We start from the raw sequence: 19,317 nt of genomic DNA, 5'->3' as shown, positions 1-19,317 counted from the left end.
AAGAAAGATGGAATTATTTATAAGTGAAGCAGAAATTGAGGATGCTTCAATGATTATTGATTATTTAAATCAGGTTGGGGGAGAAAGTGATAACTTAACTTATGGTTTAAATGAATGTTATTTAAATGAATTTGAAGAAATGGAAGTTATTCAAGATTTTATTGATCAAGAGAATAGTTTACTTTTATGTGGTTTTATTGATGATGAACTTGTTTCTTTATTATCTATTCAAGGTGAACAAAAAGAAAGATTAAAACATATTGGTCATTTTGCAATCACTGTAAAAAAAGAATATTGGAATATGGGGATTGCTTCAATGATGATGGAAGAAGCTTTAGAAATGATCAAAGAAACATCTTTAAAAATTCTTGATTTAGAAGTGAAAGAGGATAATTTATCAGCTATTAATCTTTATAAAAAGTTTAATTTTCAAGAAATAGGGAGATACCCTCAAATGTTTAATGTCAATCAAAAGTATTATGATGCACTTTTAATGAATTTATATATTGATTAAAAATCTAAAATACGCTATAATCATATTTGCCATTACAATAGGCGGCTTCGAACCATGTCAGGACCGGAAGGTAGCAGCATTAAGAAGTACCGTCTATGTGTGATGGTCTTTATTTTTAGAGGAAAAAAAGATGAATGATGAAGAATATATGGAAATAGCTTATCAAGAAGCTTTAAAAGCATTAAAACATGATGATGTGCCAATTGGATGTATCATTGTAAAAGATGATCAAATTATTGCCCGTGCATATAATCAAAGAGAGTATTTAAATCAAACTTATGGTCATGCAGAAATGTTAGCTATTGAAGAAGCTTGTAAAAAAATAGAAAGATGGCGCTTAGATGAATGTACACTTTATACAACTTTAGAACCTTGTTTAATGTGTTCGGGAGCTATTATTCAAAGTCATATTCAAAGAGTTGTTTATGGTGCAAGTGATACAAGATGGATGTCTTTAGATAAATTGATTCATTTACCAGATCCTAAACTTAATTATATTCCCATGATTCAATCAGATATTTTAAAAGATAAATGTTCAAAGTTAATAAAAGACTATTTTAAAAAGAAACGTCAAAAGATATGATTACTCATATCTTTTTTTCGTGTATAATGTAGGAGATAGGAGTTGAGAATATGTCATATAAAGCCTTGTATCGTACTTATCGTCCGCAAACATTTGAAGATGTCGCTGGACAAAGTCATGTTACAATTACATTAAAAAATGCAATTAAAGAAAATAGAATAGCGCATGCTTATTTATTTGCTGGACCACGTGGAACAGGGAAAACAACGATTGCTAAAATATTAGCTAAAGCTATTAACTGTACAGGAGATCATCCTCCATGTAATGAATGTCCTAACTGTAAAGCAATTACTCAAGGAGATCATCCTGATGTTATTGAAATTGATGCAGCAAGTAATAATGGAGTCAATGAAGTTAGAGATTTGATAGATAAAGTAAAATATGCCCCTATTAATGCTAAATATAAAGTTTATATTATTGATGAAGTTCATATGATGACACCTGAAGCATTCAATGCTTTATTAAAAACATTAGAAGAACCTCCAGCACATATCGTATTTATTCTAGCAACAACAGAACCACATAAAATTTTGCCAACTATCATTTCACGTTGTCAAAGATTTGATTTCAAACGTGTGGATGAACATGATATTATTAGTCGTTTGGAATATGTATTAAAAGAAGAAAATGTAGAATATGATGAAGAATCTCTTGAAATTATTTCTAAGTTGGCTGATGGGGGAATGAGGGATGCTTTAAGTATTTTAGAACAATGTTTAGCGTATGATAGACATTTAACAGTAGAAAATATTAATAAAGTTTATGGTTTATTAGCAAATGATGCAAAAATACGTTTAATTAAATTATTACTGACAAAGGATATGAAGAATGTTTTAAAAACATTAGATCATATGATGTCTTTAAGTATTGATTTAAAGAGATTGACACAAGATTTAATAGATGTTTTAAAAGATGTTATTATTTTTAAAAACACGCAAGATTTATCTTTATTATTTGTTTTGCATAAAAACGATATCCAACAAATTGTTCCTTATATATTAGTAGAAGAAGCATTTCAAATGATTGATATTTTTATGGATGCAAGTAGTCATTATGGACAGGCTGTAGATTCATCAACATATTTTGAATTAGCTTTATTAAAGATATGTAATCAAATTGAAAATGAACATAAAGAAGTTGTTGTAGAAGAACCAAAAGTTATTGAAAATGTTTCACATGAAACATTGGTTGAAGTTCAACAAGAAGAAGTGGTTGAAAAACCAGTAGAAAAGGTACAAGAACCAGTAATTGAACCTCAAGAAGATTTACAAGAAAAGGTAGAAGAAAAGAAAGAACCGAAAGTTGAACAAGTAGAAACTCCTGTGGAAGAAGCTAAAGAAGAAGTAAAAGAAGAAGTAAAAGAAGTAAAAACAACAGCTCAAATAGAAGTAGACTTTAATGACATTTTAAATATTTTAGTACAGGCGAAAAGAACAGTTTTAAATGATATTCAAGATAAATGGCCAGTTATTAGAAGATATTGTTATAATCTTAATACTGCTAAATATGCAAATATGCTATGTGATGCTAAACCTGTAGCTGCTGGCGAAAAAGGTTTTATTTTGACATTGAAATATCAACCAGAAGTGAATAGTATTAACTATACAGAAAATTATTATCCATTAAAAAATTTCTTAAAGGAAGTTTTAGGATCAGAATATGATTTTATTGCAGTAATGGAAGCAGATTGGCCAAATATGAGACAAAAATTTATTCAACTTAATAAAGAAAAAAAATTACCACAACCACAACCAATTGTTTTACATCATATTGATGAATATCATGAACCGGTTGTAGAACTTACAGAAGCTCAACAATATGCGATTGATATGTTTGGTGATGAGATTGTTGAATTTGAAGAATAGGAGTGTATTATGAATTATCCAAAGTCATTTACAGATTTAGTTGAATGTTTTAAAAGACTACCAGGAATAGGTGGTAAATCTGCAGAAAGATTAGCTTATCATGTTTTATCAATGGATAAAGAATATGTCCAAGAGTTTGCAAATGTGTTAGCTCATTTTCAAGATAATATCCATTACTGTAAAAAATGTGGACATATTTGTGAAGGTGAACTTTGTGAAATTTGTAAAGATGAAACAAGGGATCAATCAGTTATTTGTGTTGTAGAAAGTCCTAAAGATGTTTTTGCTATGGAAAAGGTAAGAGAATATCATGGATTATATCATGTTTTACATGGGACGATTTCTATGATTGATGGTAAAACGATAGATGATTTAAATATTAATTCTTTATTTGAAAGACTTGATGGAGTTAAAGAAGTGATTATTGCAACGAATCCTACAAGAGAAGGTGAAACAACAGCATTGTTTCTAGCTAAGTTGTTAGCGAAAAAAGGAATAGAAACAAGTAGAATTGCTAATGGATTACCAATAGGAAGTAATATTGATTATGCAGATGAATTAACATTATTAAAATCTTTAGAAGGAAGAAAGAAAATATAAGACCTTGCAAGAGGTCTTTTCTTGTTTAAATAGAAAAATCAGTTATAATAATGAAGAAAGAGGAGAGAAGTATTATGACAGGAAAGTTTATTACATTAGAAGGACCAGAAGGTAGTGGAAAAACAACAGTTTCTAAAGAACTTGTAAAAATATTAAATGAATCAGGATATAAAGTCTTACTTACAAGAGAACCAGGTGGGGTTGATATTGCTGAACAAATAAGAAATGTTATTTTAGATAAGAAAAATACAAAAATGGATGCACGTACAGAAGCTTTATTATATGCAGCAGCAAGAAGACAACATCTTGTAGAAAAAGTATTACCAGCTTTAAAAGAAGGGTATATTGTATTATGTGATCGTTTTGTAGATAGTTCACTTGCTTATCAAGGTGTTGCTAGAAATCTAGGAATTGATGAAGTTTATAATATGAATTTATTTGCGATAAACGATGTTATGCCAGATAAAACTTTATTTTTTGATATTGATTATAAAAAAGGATTAGAAAGAATTAAAGTTAATCAAAGAGAAACCAACCGATTAGATTTAGAAAAAAGTGATTTTCATAAAAATGTTTATGAAGGTTATTTAACAATTTGTAAACAATATAGTGATCGTATTGTAAAAATCAATGCAGATCAAAAGGTTGAAGATGTTGTACAAGATGCCTTAAAGGAAATTAAGAAAATATTATGATCAAAGATTATTTAAAAGAAAATCAACCTTTATTCTATAGAATTATTGAAAATGAATTTAACTTAAAAAAAATACCACATGCATTCTTACTTGTTGGAAATAATACTGATCAACCATTACAGTTTCTAACAATGTCACTTATATGTAATGAAACCTTAGCTTGTGAACAATGTATAGATTGTAAAAAAGTATTAAACCATCAATATGCAGATATTATAGAAATTGATGGAGAAGAGGAAAGTATTAAAAAGAAACACATTGAAAATATACAAGAAACTTTCAAAAAGTCTTCTCTTGAAGGTAAGGCAAAAGTTTATATTTTAAAGAATGTTGAAAAAACAACCAAAGAAGCTATGAATGCTTTACTTAAAATATTAGAAGAACCAACAGAAGGTATTTATGCAATTTTTACAACTAAAAATATCAATCGTATTTTACCAACTATTATATCTAGATGTCAGGTTATAGAATTAAAACCAGATAATAAAGAAGTACTTAAAGAAAAATTGATTGCTAAAGGATATGAAGAAGAAAAAGCAAGTGTCTTATCTTATATTATTAAAGATGAAGATGATTTAGAAAATTTAAATCAGGATAATTTTGATGATATTATGTTACAAGCAATTAATTTTATTGAGGATTTATTTTTATATAGAGAAAATCTTATCATAAACACACAAATTCATATGCTTAAAGATCATAAAGAAAAGGAAAATATTAAATTATTTATTAATTTAATTATTCTTGCACTTAAGGATATGTTTCACGTGAAACAAAATGAAAAAGCTGTTTTTTGTAATCACGTAGAATTTTTTAATTCACTAACATATGATAACAATGATATAATAAAGAAAATTGAATTATTATTAGAAACATCATACTTATTAGATACAAATGCTAATATTCCATTACTTATGGATAGTATGATGTATAGAATATAGAAAGGAATTTATATGGAAGAAATTAAACTTGCAAGTGTAAAATTTAAAAGTGCTGGTAAGATCTATTATTTTTCCACAAATTTAAAATTAAAAAAAGATGACCGAGTAGTTGTAGAAACTGCTAGAGGATTAGAACTTGGAGAAATATCACAGGAATTAAAAGATATATCAGAATTTAATTTAGATACAGAATTAAAAAAGATAGTTAGAAAAGCTACAAAAAAAGATATAGAAAATTATCAAAAAAATGTTAGGGATGCAAAACAAGCATTAGTAACATGTAAAGAAATTGTTTCAAGATATGATGTTAATATGCAACTTACTAATTGTGAATATACATTAGATAAAGCAAAAGTTATTTTTATGTACACTTCCGATGATCGTGTTGATTTTAGGGAACTATTAAAGGAATTAGCTGTTGTTTTCAAATGCAGAATAGAGTTAAGACAAATTGGTCCAAGAGATAAAGCAAAAGTAATTGGTGGAATTGGAACATGTGGTTTACCATTATGTTGTTCAACTCTTTTAGGAGAATTTAATGGAGTTTCTATTAATATGGCTAAAAATCAAATGTTAGCAATTAATATAGAAAAAATATCAGGTGCATGTGGAAGATTAATGTGTTGTTTAAAATATGAAGATGAAATTTATTCTTTAGAAAAAGAACGTTTTCCTAAAATAGGATCACATGTAAAATATCAAGATAAAGATGTAAAAGTAACAGGATTAAATGTTATTAATGATCTTGTTAAAATTGAAACAAATAATGGAATTGTATTCGTTGGTTTAGACGAAATTAAATTTGATAAAAATAATCATGCAGGAAAGAAAAATGGAAAACCAAGAAGTCATTAATTATTTATTAGCACATAATGATTTGAAAATTATCCAAAGAAAAGATATGTTTAACTTTTCTTTGGATACTGTTTTATTATCACAGTTTTGTACAATCAATAAAGATGTAAAAAATATTGTTGATTTTGGTACAAATAATGCTGCTATTCCATTATTGCTTTCAAAAAGAACACTTAAAAAAATTATAGGTATAGAAATTCAAGATGAAGCGGTTGATCTTGCTAGAAGAAATGTTGAGATGAATGATTTAAATGACCAAATCGAAATCGTTCATGGAGATATTAAAGATGTTGTCAAAGAGTTACCAAAAGCACAGCTGATTGTTTGCAATCCACCATTTTTTGAAGTAGGGGAAAATAGTAATTTAAATGATAATGAATATTTAACAATAGCACGTCATGAAATAAAAATTGATTTAGAAGGTATTATTTCAGCGGCAGCTTATTTATTAGATAACAAAGGAAGATTTGCAATTGTTCATCGACCTGATCGTATGATTGATATTTTAAATATTATGCAAAAATATGATATTGAACCTAAAAGAATACGTTTTGTATATCCTAAAATGAATAGAGATTCACATGTCTTATTAGTAGAAGGAATGTATAAAGGAAAAAAAGGATTAAAAATCGAACCACCATTATATGCACATAATGATGATGGAAGTTACAGTAATGAAGTAAGAAGAATGTTTGGAGAGAAGATAGATGAATAGACAAAAGAGTTTTGAAAATGAAAGACCAACATTATATTTAGTAGCAACACCTATTGGTAATTTAGATGAAATGACATATCGATCTATTAATACTTTAAAAAATGTAAAATATATTGCTGCAGAAGATACAAGAAATACTGTTAAGCTTTTAAATCATTTTGAAATTTCAACAAAACTTATTTCTCATCATGAACATAACATAAAACAATCAATTCCTAAACTTATACAATTATTAGAAGAAGGAAATGATATTGCTTTAGTAAGTGATGCCGGTTATCCTGCTATTTCTGATCCTGGATATGAATTAGTTAAAGAAGCAATAGAACATGAAATAAATGTTGTTCCTATTTCAGGATGTAATGCTTGTTTAGATGCTTTAGTTGTTTCAGGAATTGCTCCACAACCATTTATGTTTTATGGTTTTTTAGATCATTTAGATAAGAAAAAGAAAAAAGAATTAATTGATTTAAAAAAATATAAAGAAACAATTGTTTTTTATGAATCACCACATAGAATTAAAAAAACATTAAATTTAATGTTAGATATTCTAGGAGATAGAAATATTGCTTTATGTAGAGAAATTACTAAAAAACATGAAGAAATCATCAGAGGTCATATTTCTGAAATTATTTCTATTTTAGAAGAATTAAAAGGAGAAATGGTTATTGTTGTTGAAGGTAGTCAAGAAGTAGAAGAAGAAATAACTTTTGAAACAACAATCAAGGAAGACGTAGATATGTATATTGAAAAAGGAATGTCTACTAAAGATGCAATTAAAGAAGTTGCTAAACAAAGAAATCTTAATAAAAATAGTGTTTATCAAGAATACCATTCTAAATAATGGTATTTTTTTGTTTCACGTGAAACAAAAGATAAAATTATATATTTGTGGTATACTATAAGCAGGAGGAACAAGGAAATATGTATAGTAAACAAAGCTACAATTATGGTAGACATGGAAGCAAAAGAAGATTAAAATCCATACCTGTAATTATTACATTATTGGTTGTGATATTAATATTGGGGGGTATTTATTTTTTACTATTTAATGAGAAAAATAAATATGAAGATTATAATACTTATAATGAAACAAATAAACAATATGGAACAGTACAACACTATGAAAAAGAAAATGATGATTTTTACATTTCATTATACTATCCTAAATTAAAAGAAAAGAATTTAAATAAAATTATTAAAGAATCATATAGCACATATTTAAAATCGGAAAAAAAGAGAAAGGATCAAAAAGATATATTATATCTAGATTACTCTTGTAAAAAGATTTATAAACAATATGTTGTTGTTGAATTAGATTATAAGCGTATTAATGAAGATGAGACAAAAACAAAAGCAACAAAATCTATAATGACATATGATTGTAAAACAAATCAATTGTTAACATTAAAAGATTGTTTACATGGTAAATATGGTGATTTATTAAATACTTTAGGAGTGAGTGAGTATGATAAAGAATCAACTTCTATTAAAGTAGATCAAGATAGTTTTACATATTTTACAGATCAAAAACTAAAAAATAAAATTACTATTAATTATAAAGAAAATAAAGATTACATAAAATTAGCAAATAAAAATATTCCATCTAATGCACCATTAGATGTCAAAGCACCTAAGTTAATGAAAGTAGATCCAAAGAAAAAAATGGTTGCTATTACATTGGATGATGGACCACATAAAACATTAACAGAAAGAGCAATGAATGCATTTGAAAAATATAACGGTCGAGGAACATTCTTCGAATTAGGTCAAAACATGAATCTTTATCCAGATATTGTTAAATCAGTTTATGAAAGAGGACATGAGATAGCAAGTCATACATATCAACATGCACAACTTACAAAATTAGATGCTACTGCTTTAGATGAAGAAATTAAGAAAACACAAGAAGCATGTTTTAAAGCCTGTGGAACAGAACCAACATTAATAAGACCACCTTATGGAGCAAAAAATGATACAGTTAAATCTGCATTCTATTCTTATGGTTTAAGTATGATTCTATGGGATGGAGATACAGAAGATTGGCGTTATAGTAAAGTAACAAATGGTGCTCAAATCGTATGTGATAATATTATTAGAGATGCTAAGTCTAAAACTGGTGATGGTAATATTGTCTTGATTCATGATATTCATGAAAATTCTGTTGCTGGATTAGAAATGGCTTTAGATCAATTAAGTAAAGAAGGTTATCAATTCGTTACTGTATCAGATTTATTAAAATATAAAGGACATTCTGAATATAAATAGTATAGTTTAGGCTATACTATTTTTGTTTCACGTGAAACATATTTTCTTTCAATGAAACTCATTGACATTGATTTAAGGGTTTGATAAAGTTAATAAGGATACAATAAATACGAAGAATGGAAGATGTTAAAGCAAGACATTTAGAGAGCTGATGGCTGGTGAAAATCAGTATGTTAAACTTTAAGAGATGGCCCAGGAGTAGTTATTTCAAATAGTTAGAAATAATCGTTAACTGCGTTAAAGTTTTGAGTGACACAGCAATGTGTAAAAAAGGTGGTACCGCGATTATTCGTCCTTTTATAAGGGCGTTTTTTATTTTTATAAAGGAGATTAGAAGATGAAAGACGAAAAAGATTATTATCTTACAACAGCAATTACTTATACTTCAGGTAAACCTCATATTGGAAATACTTATGAAATTATTTTAGCTGATGCAATTGCTCGTTTTAAAAGACAAGAAGGGTACAATGTTCGATTCCAAACAGGAACAGATGAACATGGACAAAAAATTGAAATTAAAGCTAAAGAAGCAGGAATTGAACCTAAGCAATATGTAGATCAAGTTGCAGGTGTAGTTAAAAATATTTGGGATATGATGGATACATCATATGATCGATTCATGAGAACAACTGATGAATATCATGAAAAACAAGTACAAAAAATCTTTAAAAAGTTATATGACAAAGGTGATATTTATTTAGGTCATTATGAAGGTAAATATTGTACAGCATGTGAATCATTCTTTACTGAATCACAATTAGTTGATGGTAAATGTCCTGATTGTGGGGGAGATGTACATGATGCTAAAGAAGAAGCATACTTCTTTAAATTATCTAAATATCAAGATCGTTTAATTAAACATATCGAAGATCATCCAGAATTTATTCAACCAGTTTCAAGAAAAAATGAAATGATGAATAACTTCTTAAAACCTGGATTACAAGATTTATGTGTTTCTAGAACATCATTTAAATGGTCTATTCCAGTTGATTTTGATCCTAAACATGTTGTTTATGTATGGATTGATGCCTTAACAAACTATATTACAGGACTTGGATATGATGCAGATGGAAATCATGGTGAATTATATAAAAAATACTGGCCTGCTGATTTACATTTAATTGGTAAAGATATCGTTCGATTCCACACAATTTATTGGCCAATTATGTTAATGGCATTAGATATTCCATTACCTAAACAAGTATTTGGACATCCATGGTTATTACAAGGTGAAAGTAAAATGTCTAAATCAAAAGGAAATGTTATCTATGCAGATGATTTAGTAGATATCTTTGGTGTTGATGCAGTAAGATATTTCGTATTACATGAAATTCCATATGATAATGATGGAAGTATTACATGGGATTTATTAGTAGAAAGAATTAATAGTGATCTTGCTAACGTTTTAGGAAACTTAGTTAATAGAACAATTGCTATGTCTAATAAATACTTTGGTGGTATTGTAGAAAACAAAAACGTATGTGAAGACGTAGATCAAGAATTAAAAGATTTAGCGTTAGCTATGCCAGCTAAATCTATTGCTAAAATGGATGAATTCAAAGCATCAAATGCATTAGATGAAATCTTCAACTTATTAAGAAGAACAAATAAATATATTGATGAAACAATGCCATGGGCATTAGCTAAAGATGAAACTAAAAAAGATCGTTTAGCTACAGTATTATATAACTTAATTGAATCAATTCGTTTCTCAGCAGTTATGCTATATCCATATATGCCTTCAACAGCTACAAAAATCTTAGATCAAATTAATACAGATCAACGTGATTTTGAAAGCTTAAAAGAATTTGGAAACTATGCATCAGGAACAAAAGTAGTTGAAAAACCAGAAATGTTATTTGCTAGATTAGATCCAAAAGAAGTTGCTAAAAAAGTAGAAGTTATTGAAGCAAAACAAAAAGCTTCTATCAAAGCTGTAAAAGAAAAGAAAGAAAAAGAAGCTAAAGAAACAAAAGAAGAAATTACAATTGATGACTTTTCTAAAATTCAATTAAAAGTAGGAAAAGTTATTAAATGTGAAAAACATCCAAATGCTGATAAATTATTAGTAAGCCAAATTGATGTTGGTGAAGAAACACCAAGACAAATCGTAAGTGGTATTGCTGATGTTTATTCACCAGAAGAATTTGTTGGTAAAAAAGTTATTGTTGTCACAAACTTAAAACCAGCTAAATTAAGAGGTGTAGAATCTCAAGGTATGGTTCTTGCCGGTGGAGATAAAAAAGTATTAGGTGTTGTAGATGCAGGAGAATTACCAGTAGGTACAACAATCAGATAATCTAAAATCGCATGATTTCATGCGATTTTTTTCTATTCTGTCTATATTTTTTTTATCAATTATAATATAATGTCCAAGTACAAAGTAAAATTGAATAATATTTATAGGTTTTAAATATTATATATTTAAATTAAAAAGGAATCAGGTGAAATACCTGAACGGTCCCGCCGCCGTAATGTGGAGAATAAGCATAAAAGTCACTGGGAAACTGGGAAGACGCTTAAACAATGAAACAGAGTCGGAATACTTGCCTATATCTAAGGATACACTTTACGGAGTATAAAGTAGTTCTTCTAGATAAACTAGGATAACTATGCCTAGTTTTTATTTAGGAGTTATTTAATTTGAAAGGGGAAAGAATATGAAAATGAGAAAAATTGTATGCAGTTTTATGATTTCAGTTGTATGTTTCATGACTGCCATTTCTGGTGTATCAGCAACATCATATGATACATCAAAAATTAACGCTGCTTATTCTAAAGTTGTTGAATATTATAAAAATAACAACAATTTAAATAATGCAGATAAAATTCTTGCTGTAGAATCTTTAGGGTTAGAAGCAGAAAGCAATCAATTTGATATTTCTTCAGTAGATTTTAGTAAAACATCACTTTCTAAAAAAATTGTAACAGAAGTTTTATTAGGAATTGATCCTACAGAAGACAAAGAAACATTAGAAAGCCAAATTGATGAAAATGGTAATGTTGAAGGTAGCTGGGGAGCTTCTTCAGATATTTGGACATTATATGCTTTATATGCTACATCATCAGAAAAAACAAATTTACTTGCTGATAAGTTAAATACAGATTTAGCATCATCTAGTGTTTGTGGTTATGAATGGGGCGGAACTTATTACGCTGATTATGATACTACAGGATGGGTTATTGAAGGTTTAGCAGTTGTGAATAAAGAAAAATATGCGACTACTATCAATAAAGCAATTGATTATATTAAAAATAATACAACAATGACAACAACAGGATGGGTTACTGCTGATAATGTAGATACTCAATCACAAGTATTAGAAGGAATGTTCGCATATGATACAAATGCTTTATTAAATGATAGTTATACTGTTCATCCAGTAGATTGTCTATTAAATACACAATTAAGTGATGGATCATTCCCAAGTGGTTATAATGCAGAATATACAACTGCAGAAGTAGCTAAAACATTAGGAACATATAAAAATGGATCAGTTATTATTAAAGCTAAAAAAGCTTATGATAAAATGATGAATCCAGAACAACCTGATAACACAAAACCAGCACAACCAACAGATACAAAAAAAGATAGCCAATCTACAAATAAAGTTGAAACAACAAATCAAAAAACAACTTCAGTAAAAACTGGAGATGAAACTAATGTTGTTATCTTTGTTTCATTATCAATGGTGTCTGGTGGATTATTCTTAGTATTAAGAAAAGAATATGAAAGAGTTCATTAATAAAATAAAAAATATGGATAAAACAAAAAGAATTGTAATATTATTTATTACAATTTCTTTTGTTTTTATTGGTAGTTTTTCTATTTATAATGGTGTTACTGGAAATTATAAAACCAATCAAGTAGCACAAGTAGACACTACAAAAAATAAGAAAGAAAAAAATACTAAGGAAACTAAAAAAGAAGAGAAACAAGAGACAACTGATCAAACACAAGAAACAAGTGAATCTACACAAAATGACAGTCAATCATCAACACAATCAACAGATGAAACAAAAACAAATGATGAAAATAAATCAAATAGTAAATCATCATCTACAACTCAAAGCAATAGTAAAAGTAGTAGTGCAGGTCATTCTCAAAGTTCTACGAATCAATCTCAATCAAATAGTGGACAAACAAGTAATAATCAGTCAAATAATTCATCAACCAATAGTTCATCGAATCAACAACCAACTAATGAAAAAATTACAATAAATATTCAAGTAATTGGAATGGGAAATACAATGATGGCTGGTACTTTAAATGTTGATAAAAATAGTAATGCTTTAAGTGTATTAAAAATTATAGCAGCTAAAAATGGTAAAGAAGTTGAGGGTAGTGATTATTATGTTTCAGGAATAGGTGGTTTAAAAGAAAAGCAACATGGGCCAATGTCTGGATGGATGTATAGTGTTAATGGTGTTGCCCCTAATATGGCAGCAATTAAATACAATTTAAAAGATGGCGATAAAGTTGTTTGGTATTATGTTAACTATGAATAGGAGACTATATGCATTCGAGTAAAGTAAAAGAAATTAGTTTAATAGGAATATTGGCAGCTGTTAATATTGCTTCACGTATATATCTGCAAGCATTACCTAATATTAAGCCTGTTACATCTATCATTATTATTTCAGTTATGTTATTTGGATTAGGTTTTGGAGTTAAATTAAGTATTGTTACAACTGTTGTTTCTAATTTGTTTTTAGGTATGGGAACATGGACTTTTTTTCAAATTCTTGCGTGGGTCGTTATTTGTTTGATTACACAGGTTTTATTAGATTTTTTAAAGAAAATACATAAAGAACCTAAGTTATTTCCAATGGCCATTTTTTCCTTTTTGATGGGATATGTCTTTGGTATAGTTGTTTCTCTAGAACAATTAATGTTAGGTGGTCCTTCTTTATATATTGTTTATTATATGGCAGGATTGTTATTTGATACTTTTCATGCAGTAGGTAATTTTTGTTTTTATTTAATATGTGCACCTATTTTAATGAAAGTATTAAAAAAGGAATCAGAAAGAATAAGATTAAAACAAGACTAAGTTCTTGTTTTTCTTTTTGATTGAATTATAATAAAGTAAGAATTTATCATGAAAGGAAGAGTTTTATGATTGTAAATGAAGAAGCAGTTAAAAAGATATTAGAAGAAGTAAAACCAGCAAAATTAGTTGCAGCTACAAAATATGTAGATGTTAAAGAAATTGAAAAATTAGAAAAATTAGGAGTTACATGTTTTGGAGAAAATAGAGTACAAGCTTTTTTAGAAAAGTATGAAAATTATCATGGAAATGGTGAGTTTCAATTTATTGGAACATTACAACCTAATAAAGTTAAATATATTATTGATAAAGTAACTTTAATTCATGCTGTTGATCGTTATTCTTTATTAAAAGAAATAGAAAAACAAGCAGCTAAAAGAGATTTAGAAATGCCTGTTTTAATTCAAGTGAATATTGCTAAAGAAGAAAGTAAACATGGTTTTGAAGTAGAAGAAATTGATGAAGTATTTAATAGTTTAAAAGATTATCCTCATGTCAAAGTAAGAGGACTTATGATGATGGCACCACATATTGAAAGTAGTGAAACTGAAAAGTATTTTAAAATGACACAAGAGCTTTTACAAAGACTTCAAAAAGATTATCCAATGTATCAATTGGATCAGTTATCAATGGGAATGTCTAATGATTATCATGAAGCTTTAAATCATGGTTCTACAATGATTCGTATAGGAAGTGCATTATTTAAATAGATATGAAAATATCTATTTTTTTTGTTTTAGTAATTAATTTCAAATAATTTGACATAGTGTGACAAAAGCGTATAATGTTAGCAGCCGAACAAAAAAGGAGACATTTATGGAACATCGAATAGGAATGGAAATACGTGTTTTGTCTAAATATATGGGACGTTATTTAGATGATATTCATGGTATTGATTGTATGTTATCAGGACCGCAGGGGTTAATTCTTATTTATTTATGTGAAAATGATGAAGAAGTTTATCAAAAAGACATAGAAAAATATTTTAATATTAGAAGATCAACTGCAACAGGTCTTTTAAATTCTTTAGAAAAGAACGGATATATCACAAAAGAACCTGTTGAAAATGATAAACGTATGAAAAAAATCAAAGCAACTGAACATGCGTATAGTACAGTAGAAAAGATTGATAATCATGTTATTCAATTAGAAAAAATTATGTTAGATGGAATTGATGAAAAAGAAGTGAAACAATTTAGAGATACAATTTCTAAAATGACACTTAATTTAGTAAAGGAGTCAAAAAATGGATAAATTATATTACATGGGAATTGATGTTGGATCAACAACAGTAAAATTATATGTGGAAGATCAAGAACATCAATGTATCTATTCAAAATATCAAAGACACTATTCTGATGTTAAACCAGCAATAGAAAGTCTAATTAAAGAAGTTCAAGAACACTATGGAAACTTACCAGTTAAAGTAGTGATGACAGGATCAGGTGGTTTATCTTTATCAAAACATTTAAATGTAGAATTTGTTCAAGAAGTGATTGCTTGTACAAAAACAGTGGAAACTTATATTCCTGAATGTGATGTAGCAATTGAATTAGGTGGAGAAGATGCTAAAATCACTTACTTTGAATCAACTCTTGAACAAAGAATGAACGGGACTTGTGCAGGGGGTACAGGAGCATTTATTGATCAAATGGCTTCCTTATTACAAACAGATGCTGCTGGATTAAATGAACTTGCTAAAAACTATGAAACAATTTATCCAATTGCATCTCGTTGTGGTGTATTCGCTAAAACAGATATCCAACCATTAATCAATGAAGGGGCAGCTCGAGAAGATATCGCTATTTCTATTTTCCAAGCAGTTGTTAATCAAACAATTAGTGGTCTTGCTTGTGGTAAACCTATTCGTGGTAAAGTTGCTTTCTTAGGTGGTCCTCTTTATTTCTTAGATCAATTACGTACACGTTTTATTGAATCATTAAATTTAAAAGATGAAGATGTTATCTTTCCTCAAAACTCACAATTATTCGTTGCTATGGGAGCTTGTTTACTTGCTAGAGAAGATAAAGTGAATCAAACATCAATTGATCAACTTGTTACTATTTTAGAATCATTAAAAGATGGTATTTCCGATGAAACTGATACTTTGAAACCATTATTTGAAACAGAAGAAGATCGTATTGAATTTAGAAATAGACATTATCGTACTAAAGTAAAGAAAAGAGATTTAAATACATATCAAGGAAAAGCTTTCTTAGGTGTAGATGTTGGTTCGACAACATCTAAAGCTGTATTAGTTGATGAAGATGGTTCTGTGTTATATACATTCTATTCATCTAATGAAGGAAATCCAATTGAAGTTGTTCGTAAGATCTTAAAAGAAATCTATGAAATCTTACCTAAAGGAGTAGAACTTGTTCATGCTGGTTCAACTGGATATGGTGAAGCTTTAATTAAATCTGCATTTAAAATGGATGTCAGTGAAGTAGAAACAATTTCTCACTTTACAGCCGCTAAATATTTTAAAGATGATGTTTCATTTATCTTAGACATCGGTGGACAAGATATGAAAGCTATCAAGATCGAAGATGGTATTATTCAAGATATTTTATTAAATGAAGCTTGTTCATCAGGATGTGGCTCATTTATTGAAACATTCGCAAAATCATTAGGGTATAATGTTGCTGATTTCGCTAATCTAGCTTTACAATCAACAGCACCAATTGATTTAGGATCACGTTGTACTGTATTTATGAACTCTAAAGTAAAACAAGCACAAAAAGAAGGAGCTAAGATTGAAGATATTTCTGCAGGTCTTGCTTATTCTGTTATTAAAAATGCTTTATATAAAGTTATTAAATTACGTTCGCCTGAAAGTATTGGTAAATCAGTATTAGTACAAGGTGGAACATTCTATAATGAATCTGTTTTAAGAGCTTTTGAACAAGAAACAGGAATCAAAGCGATTCGTCCAGATATCGCTGGATTAATGGGTGCTTTTGGTATTGCTTTAATTGCTAGAGAAAGATATCAAGGACAAGGAACAACATTACTTAATAAGGAACAAGTTGATGCTTTCGGTTATGAAAGTACAATTCGTTATTGTCAAAAATGTACAAATCATTGTATGTTAACAGTTTCTTCATTTAATGATGGTAGTGAACATATCAGTGGAAACAGATGTGAAAGAGGAGCAAACTTACCTCCTAAATCAAAACAATTACCAAACTTATATGATTATAAATATCGTCGAGTTTTCAATTATCGTTCATTAACGGCTAAAGAAGCAAAACGTGGAACAGTAGGAATTCCTCGTGTTTTAAATATGTATGAAAACTATCCTTTCTGGCATACATTATTTACTGATTTAAAATTCAGAGTAGTCTTATCACCACGTTCAAGTAAAAAAATCTATGAAAAAGGAATTGAATCTATTCCATCAGAAAGTGTATGTTATCCAGCTAAATTATCACATGGACATATTGAAAGTTTAATTGAAAAAGGAATTAAATATATTTTCTATCCTTCAGTTGCTTATGAAAGAAAAGAAAATGTTACTCAAGGAAATCATTACAACTGTCCAGTCGTAACTTCTTATCCAGAAGTTATTAGAAATAACGTAGATAACTTAGAAATAAATGAAATCATCTTTAGAAATCCATTCATAGATTTAAGTAATCGTAAAACAATGTTTACAAACTTAAAAGATGAATTTAAATCATTTGGTATTAGTGATAAAGAATTAAAAGCAGCGATTGAACATGCTTATGAAGAATTACAACAATGTCGTTTAGATATCCAAGGAGAAGGAGAAAAAGTCCTTGCTTACTTAAAAGAAAATAATATGACAGGGGTTGTTTTATCAGGTAGGCCATATCATGTCGATCCAGAAATCAACCATGGATTAGCTGATTTAATTACTGGTGAAGGCATGGCTGTTTTAACAGAAGACAGTGTTTGTCATTTAGATAAAGAATTAGAAGAATTACGTGTTGTGGATCAATGGACATATCACTCAAGAATGTACCATGCAGCATCCTTTGTTTCATCTCAACCAAACTTACAATTAATTCAATTAACATCATTTGGTTGTGGGTTAGATGCTGTAACATCAGATCAAGTAGCTGAAATCTTAAATGCGAGAAACAAGATTTATACACTTATTAAAATTGATGAAGGAAGTAACTTAGGTGCTATTCGTATCCGTATCCGTTCCTTAAAAGCAACAATTGATAAACAAGAAAATAAAGAAATTGATTTATCTAAAAAATATAAACCAGTGAAAGTACCATTCACTAAAGAAATGAAAGATGATCGTTGGACGATTCTATGTCCACAAATGTCACCAATCCATTTCCAATTTGTTGAAAAAGCAATGCAAGAAAGTGGTTATAACTTAAAAGTCTTACCATCAGTAGATAAAGGAGCTACAGAAGCAGGATTAAAATATGTTAATAATGATGCCTGCTATCCAAGTATCCTTGTTGCTGGACAAATGATGGAAGCTTTAACAAGCGGTGAATATGATGTCAACAAAACAGCCTTGATCATTTCTCAAACAGGTGGTGGATGTCGTGCGACAAACTATATCGGATTTATCCGTAAAGCTTTAAAAGATGCTGGTTTAGAACAAGTACCAGTTATTAGTGCTAACTTACAAGGTATTGAATCAAATCCAGGATTTAAGATTACTTATCCTCTTGCTAAGAAAGTTATTATCGGTGCAATGTATGGAGATTTATTCATGAGAGTCCTTTATCGTGTAAGACCATATGAAAAAGAAAAAGGAAGTGCTAATAGACTTTATCAATCATGGGTAGAAAAATGTATGAAAAATATTGAAACAGGTAGCATGAAAGAATTTAAGAAAAATGTTTATCAAATCGTAAAAGATTTTGATGAATTACCTTTATTGGATATCAAGAAACCAAGAGTTGGTTTAGTAGGAGAAATCCTTGTTAAATTCCATCCAACTGCTAATAATCAAATTGTTGATATTATTGAAAGAGAAGGTGGAGAAGCGGTTATGCCAGATTTAATTGATTTCTTCCAATATTGTTTCTATTCAACAACATTTGAAAGAAAACATTTCAATGCGACAGCTAAAGCTACTAAGCTATGTGAATTCGCAATTAAAGCCGTTGATTTCTTAAGAAAAGATATGATCAAAGCTTTAGAAAAATCAAAACGTTTTGCTCCACCAGCTTCTATTGAACATCTTGCTGATAAAGCTAAAGAAGTTGTTTCAATTGGTAACCAAACAGGTGAAGGT

The 19,317-nt window shown here is 28.6% G+C and carries 17 protein-coding genes, 1 other RNA gene, 1 riboswitch and 1 other annotated feature; all 18 genes read left to right on the top strand.

Going from position 1 to position 19,317, the window contains the following annotated elements; translation table 11 throughout:
* The first annotated feature begins 7 nt into the window (after positions 1 to 7).
* Positions 8 to 514, top strand: a complete 507-nt coding sequence (locus LJD34_RS04795; protein ID WP_117844693.1) for a GNAT family N-acetyltransferase — start codon at positions 8 to 10, stop codon at positions 512 to 514.
* Positions 515 to 539: 25 nt separating this feature from the next.
* Positions 540 to 628, top strand: an RNA gene (gene ffs, locus LJD34_RS04790) — signal recognition particle sRNA small type.
* 16 nt (positions 629 to 644) lie between these two features.
* On the top strand, positions 645 to 1,097 hold the full coding sequence (locus tag LJD34_RS04785) for a nucleoside deaminase (protein ID WP_032091114.1): 453 nt from the start codon (positions 645 to 647) through the stop codon (positions 1,095 to 1,097).
* A gap of 50 nt (positions 1,098 to 1,147) precedes the next feature.
* Positions 1,148 to 2,962, top strand: a complete 1,815-nt coding sequence (gene dnaX, locus LJD34_RS04780) for a DNA polymerase III subunit gamma/tau (RefSeq protein WP_227359307.1) — start codon at positions 1,148 to 1,150, stop codon at positions 2,960 to 2,962.
* Positions 2,963 to 2,971: 9 nt separating this feature from the next.
* Complete coding sequence (gene recR / locus LJD34_RS04775; RefSeq protein ID WP_022002033.1) at positions 2,972 to 3,562, top strand: recombination mediator RecR; 591 nt, start codon at positions 2,972 to 2,974, stop codon at positions 3,560 to 3,562.
* Positions 3,563 to 3,636: 74 nt separating this feature from the next.
* Entirely contained in the window at positions 3,637 to 4,257 is a 621-nt protein-coding gene (gene tmk, locus LJD34_RS04770) for a dTMP kinase (RefSeq protein WP_032091116.1), read from the top strand.
* The gene (locus tag LJD34_RS04765; protein WP_227359306.1) at positions 4,254 to 5,198 is read left to right on the top strand and encodes an AAA family ATPase; all 945 of its coding nucleotides are present in this window, start codon (positions 4,254 to 4,256) and stop codon (positions 5,196 to 5,198) included. Before tmk ends, LJD34_RS04765 begins: the two co-directional genes overlap by 4 nt.
* A 12-nt stretch (positions 5,199 to 5,210) precedes the next feature.
* A complete protein-coding gene (locus LJD34_RS04760) occupies positions 5,211 to 6,053 on the top strand; it encodes a stage 0 sporulation family protein (RefSeq protein ID WP_032091118.1) in 843 nt (280 codons plus the stop codon).
* A complete protein-coding gene (locus LJD34_RS04755; protein ID WP_032091119.1) occupies positions 6,031 to 6,768 on the top strand; it encodes a tRNA1(Val) (adenine(37)-N6)-methyltransferase in 738 nt (245 codons plus the stop codon). Before LJD34_RS04760 ends, LJD34_RS04755 begins: the two co-directional genes overlap by 23 nt.
* Positions 6,761 to 7,609, top strand: a complete 849-nt coding sequence (gene rsmI, locus LJD34_RS04750) for a 16S rRNA (cytidine(1402)-2'-O)-methyltransferase (protein WP_032091120.1) — start codon at positions 6,761 to 6,763, stop codon at positions 7,607 to 7,609. The genes LJD34_RS04755 and rsmI overlap by 8 nt, the downstream gene beginning before the upstream one ends.
* Before the next feature lie 80 nt (positions 7,610 to 7,689).
* On the top strand, positions 7,690 to 9,033 hold the full coding sequence (locus LJD34_RS04745; protein ID WP_227359305.1) for a polysaccharide deacetylase family protein: 1,344 nt from the start codon (positions 7,690 to 7,692) through the stop codon (positions 9,031 to 9,033).
* A gap of 103 nt (positions 9,034 to 9,136) precedes the next feature.
* Positions 9,137 to 9,333 (top strand) — a binding site (T-box leader).
* Between the two features lie 37 nt (positions 9,334 to 9,370).
* Complete coding sequence (gene metG, locus LJD34_RS04740; protein ID WP_227359304.1) at positions 9,371 to 11,332, top strand: methionine--tRNA ligase; 1,962 nt, start codon at positions 9,371 to 9,373, stop codon at positions 11,330 to 11,332.
* Positions 11,333 to 11,420: 88 nt separating this feature from the next.
* Positions 11,421 to 11,602, top strand: a riboswitch (cobalamin riboswitch).
* A 91-nt stretch (positions 11,603 to 11,693) separates the two neighbouring features.
* Positions 11,694 to 12,779: a hypothetical protein gene (locus tag LJD34_RS04735; protein WP_032091123.1), complete on the top strand. Its 1,086-nt coding sequence runs from the start codon at positions 11,694 to 11,696 to the stop codon at positions 12,777 to 12,779.
* Positions 12,763 to 13,542 (top strand): DUF4430 domain-containing protein, encoded by a 780-nt coding sequence (locus LJD34_RS04730; RefSeq protein WP_119362459.1) that lies wholly within the window; start codon positions 12,763 to 12,765, stop codon positions 13,540 to 13,542. Before LJD34_RS04735 ends, LJD34_RS04730 begins: the two co-directional genes overlap by 17 nt.
* A gap of 8 nt (positions 13,543 to 13,550) precedes the next feature.
* Positions 13,551 to 14,087: an ECF transporter S component gene (locus LJD34_RS04725; RefSeq protein WP_117782971.1), complete on the top strand. Its 537-nt coding sequence runs from the start codon at positions 13,551 to 13,553 to the stop codon at positions 14,085 to 14,087.
* Positions 14,088 to 14,152: 65 nt separating this feature from the next.
* Positions 14,153 to 14,794, top strand: coding sequence for a YggS family pyridoxal phosphate-dependent enzyme (locus tag LJD34_RS04720; protein ID WP_032091126.1), 642 nt, complete (start codon positions 14,153 to 14,155; stop codon positions 14,792 to 14,794).
* 106 nt (positions 14,795 to 14,900) lie between these two features.
* Positions 14,901 to 15,338, top strand: a complete 438-nt coding sequence (locus LJD34_RS04715) for a MarR family winged helix-turn-helix transcriptional regulator (RefSeq protein ID WP_052011040.1) — start codon at positions 14,901 to 14,903, stop codon at positions 15,336 to 15,338.
* Positions 15,331 to 19,317: acyl-CoA dehydratase activase-related protein (locus LJD34_RS04710; RefSeq protein ID WP_227359303.1), on the top strand; the 3,987-nt coding region annotated here is incomplete at its 3' end. The genes LJD34_RS04715 and LJD34_RS04710, both read left to right, overlap by 8 nt.

Origin of the sequence: Faecalibacillus sp. MSK20_93 (genome assembly GCF_020589945.1) — a bacterium.
GTDB lineage: Bacteria > Bacillota_I > Bacilli_A > Erysipelotrichales > Coprobacillaceae > Faecalibacillus > Faecalibacillus intestinalis.
This window is presented reverse-complemented; position numbering and strand designations above follow the sequence as displayed.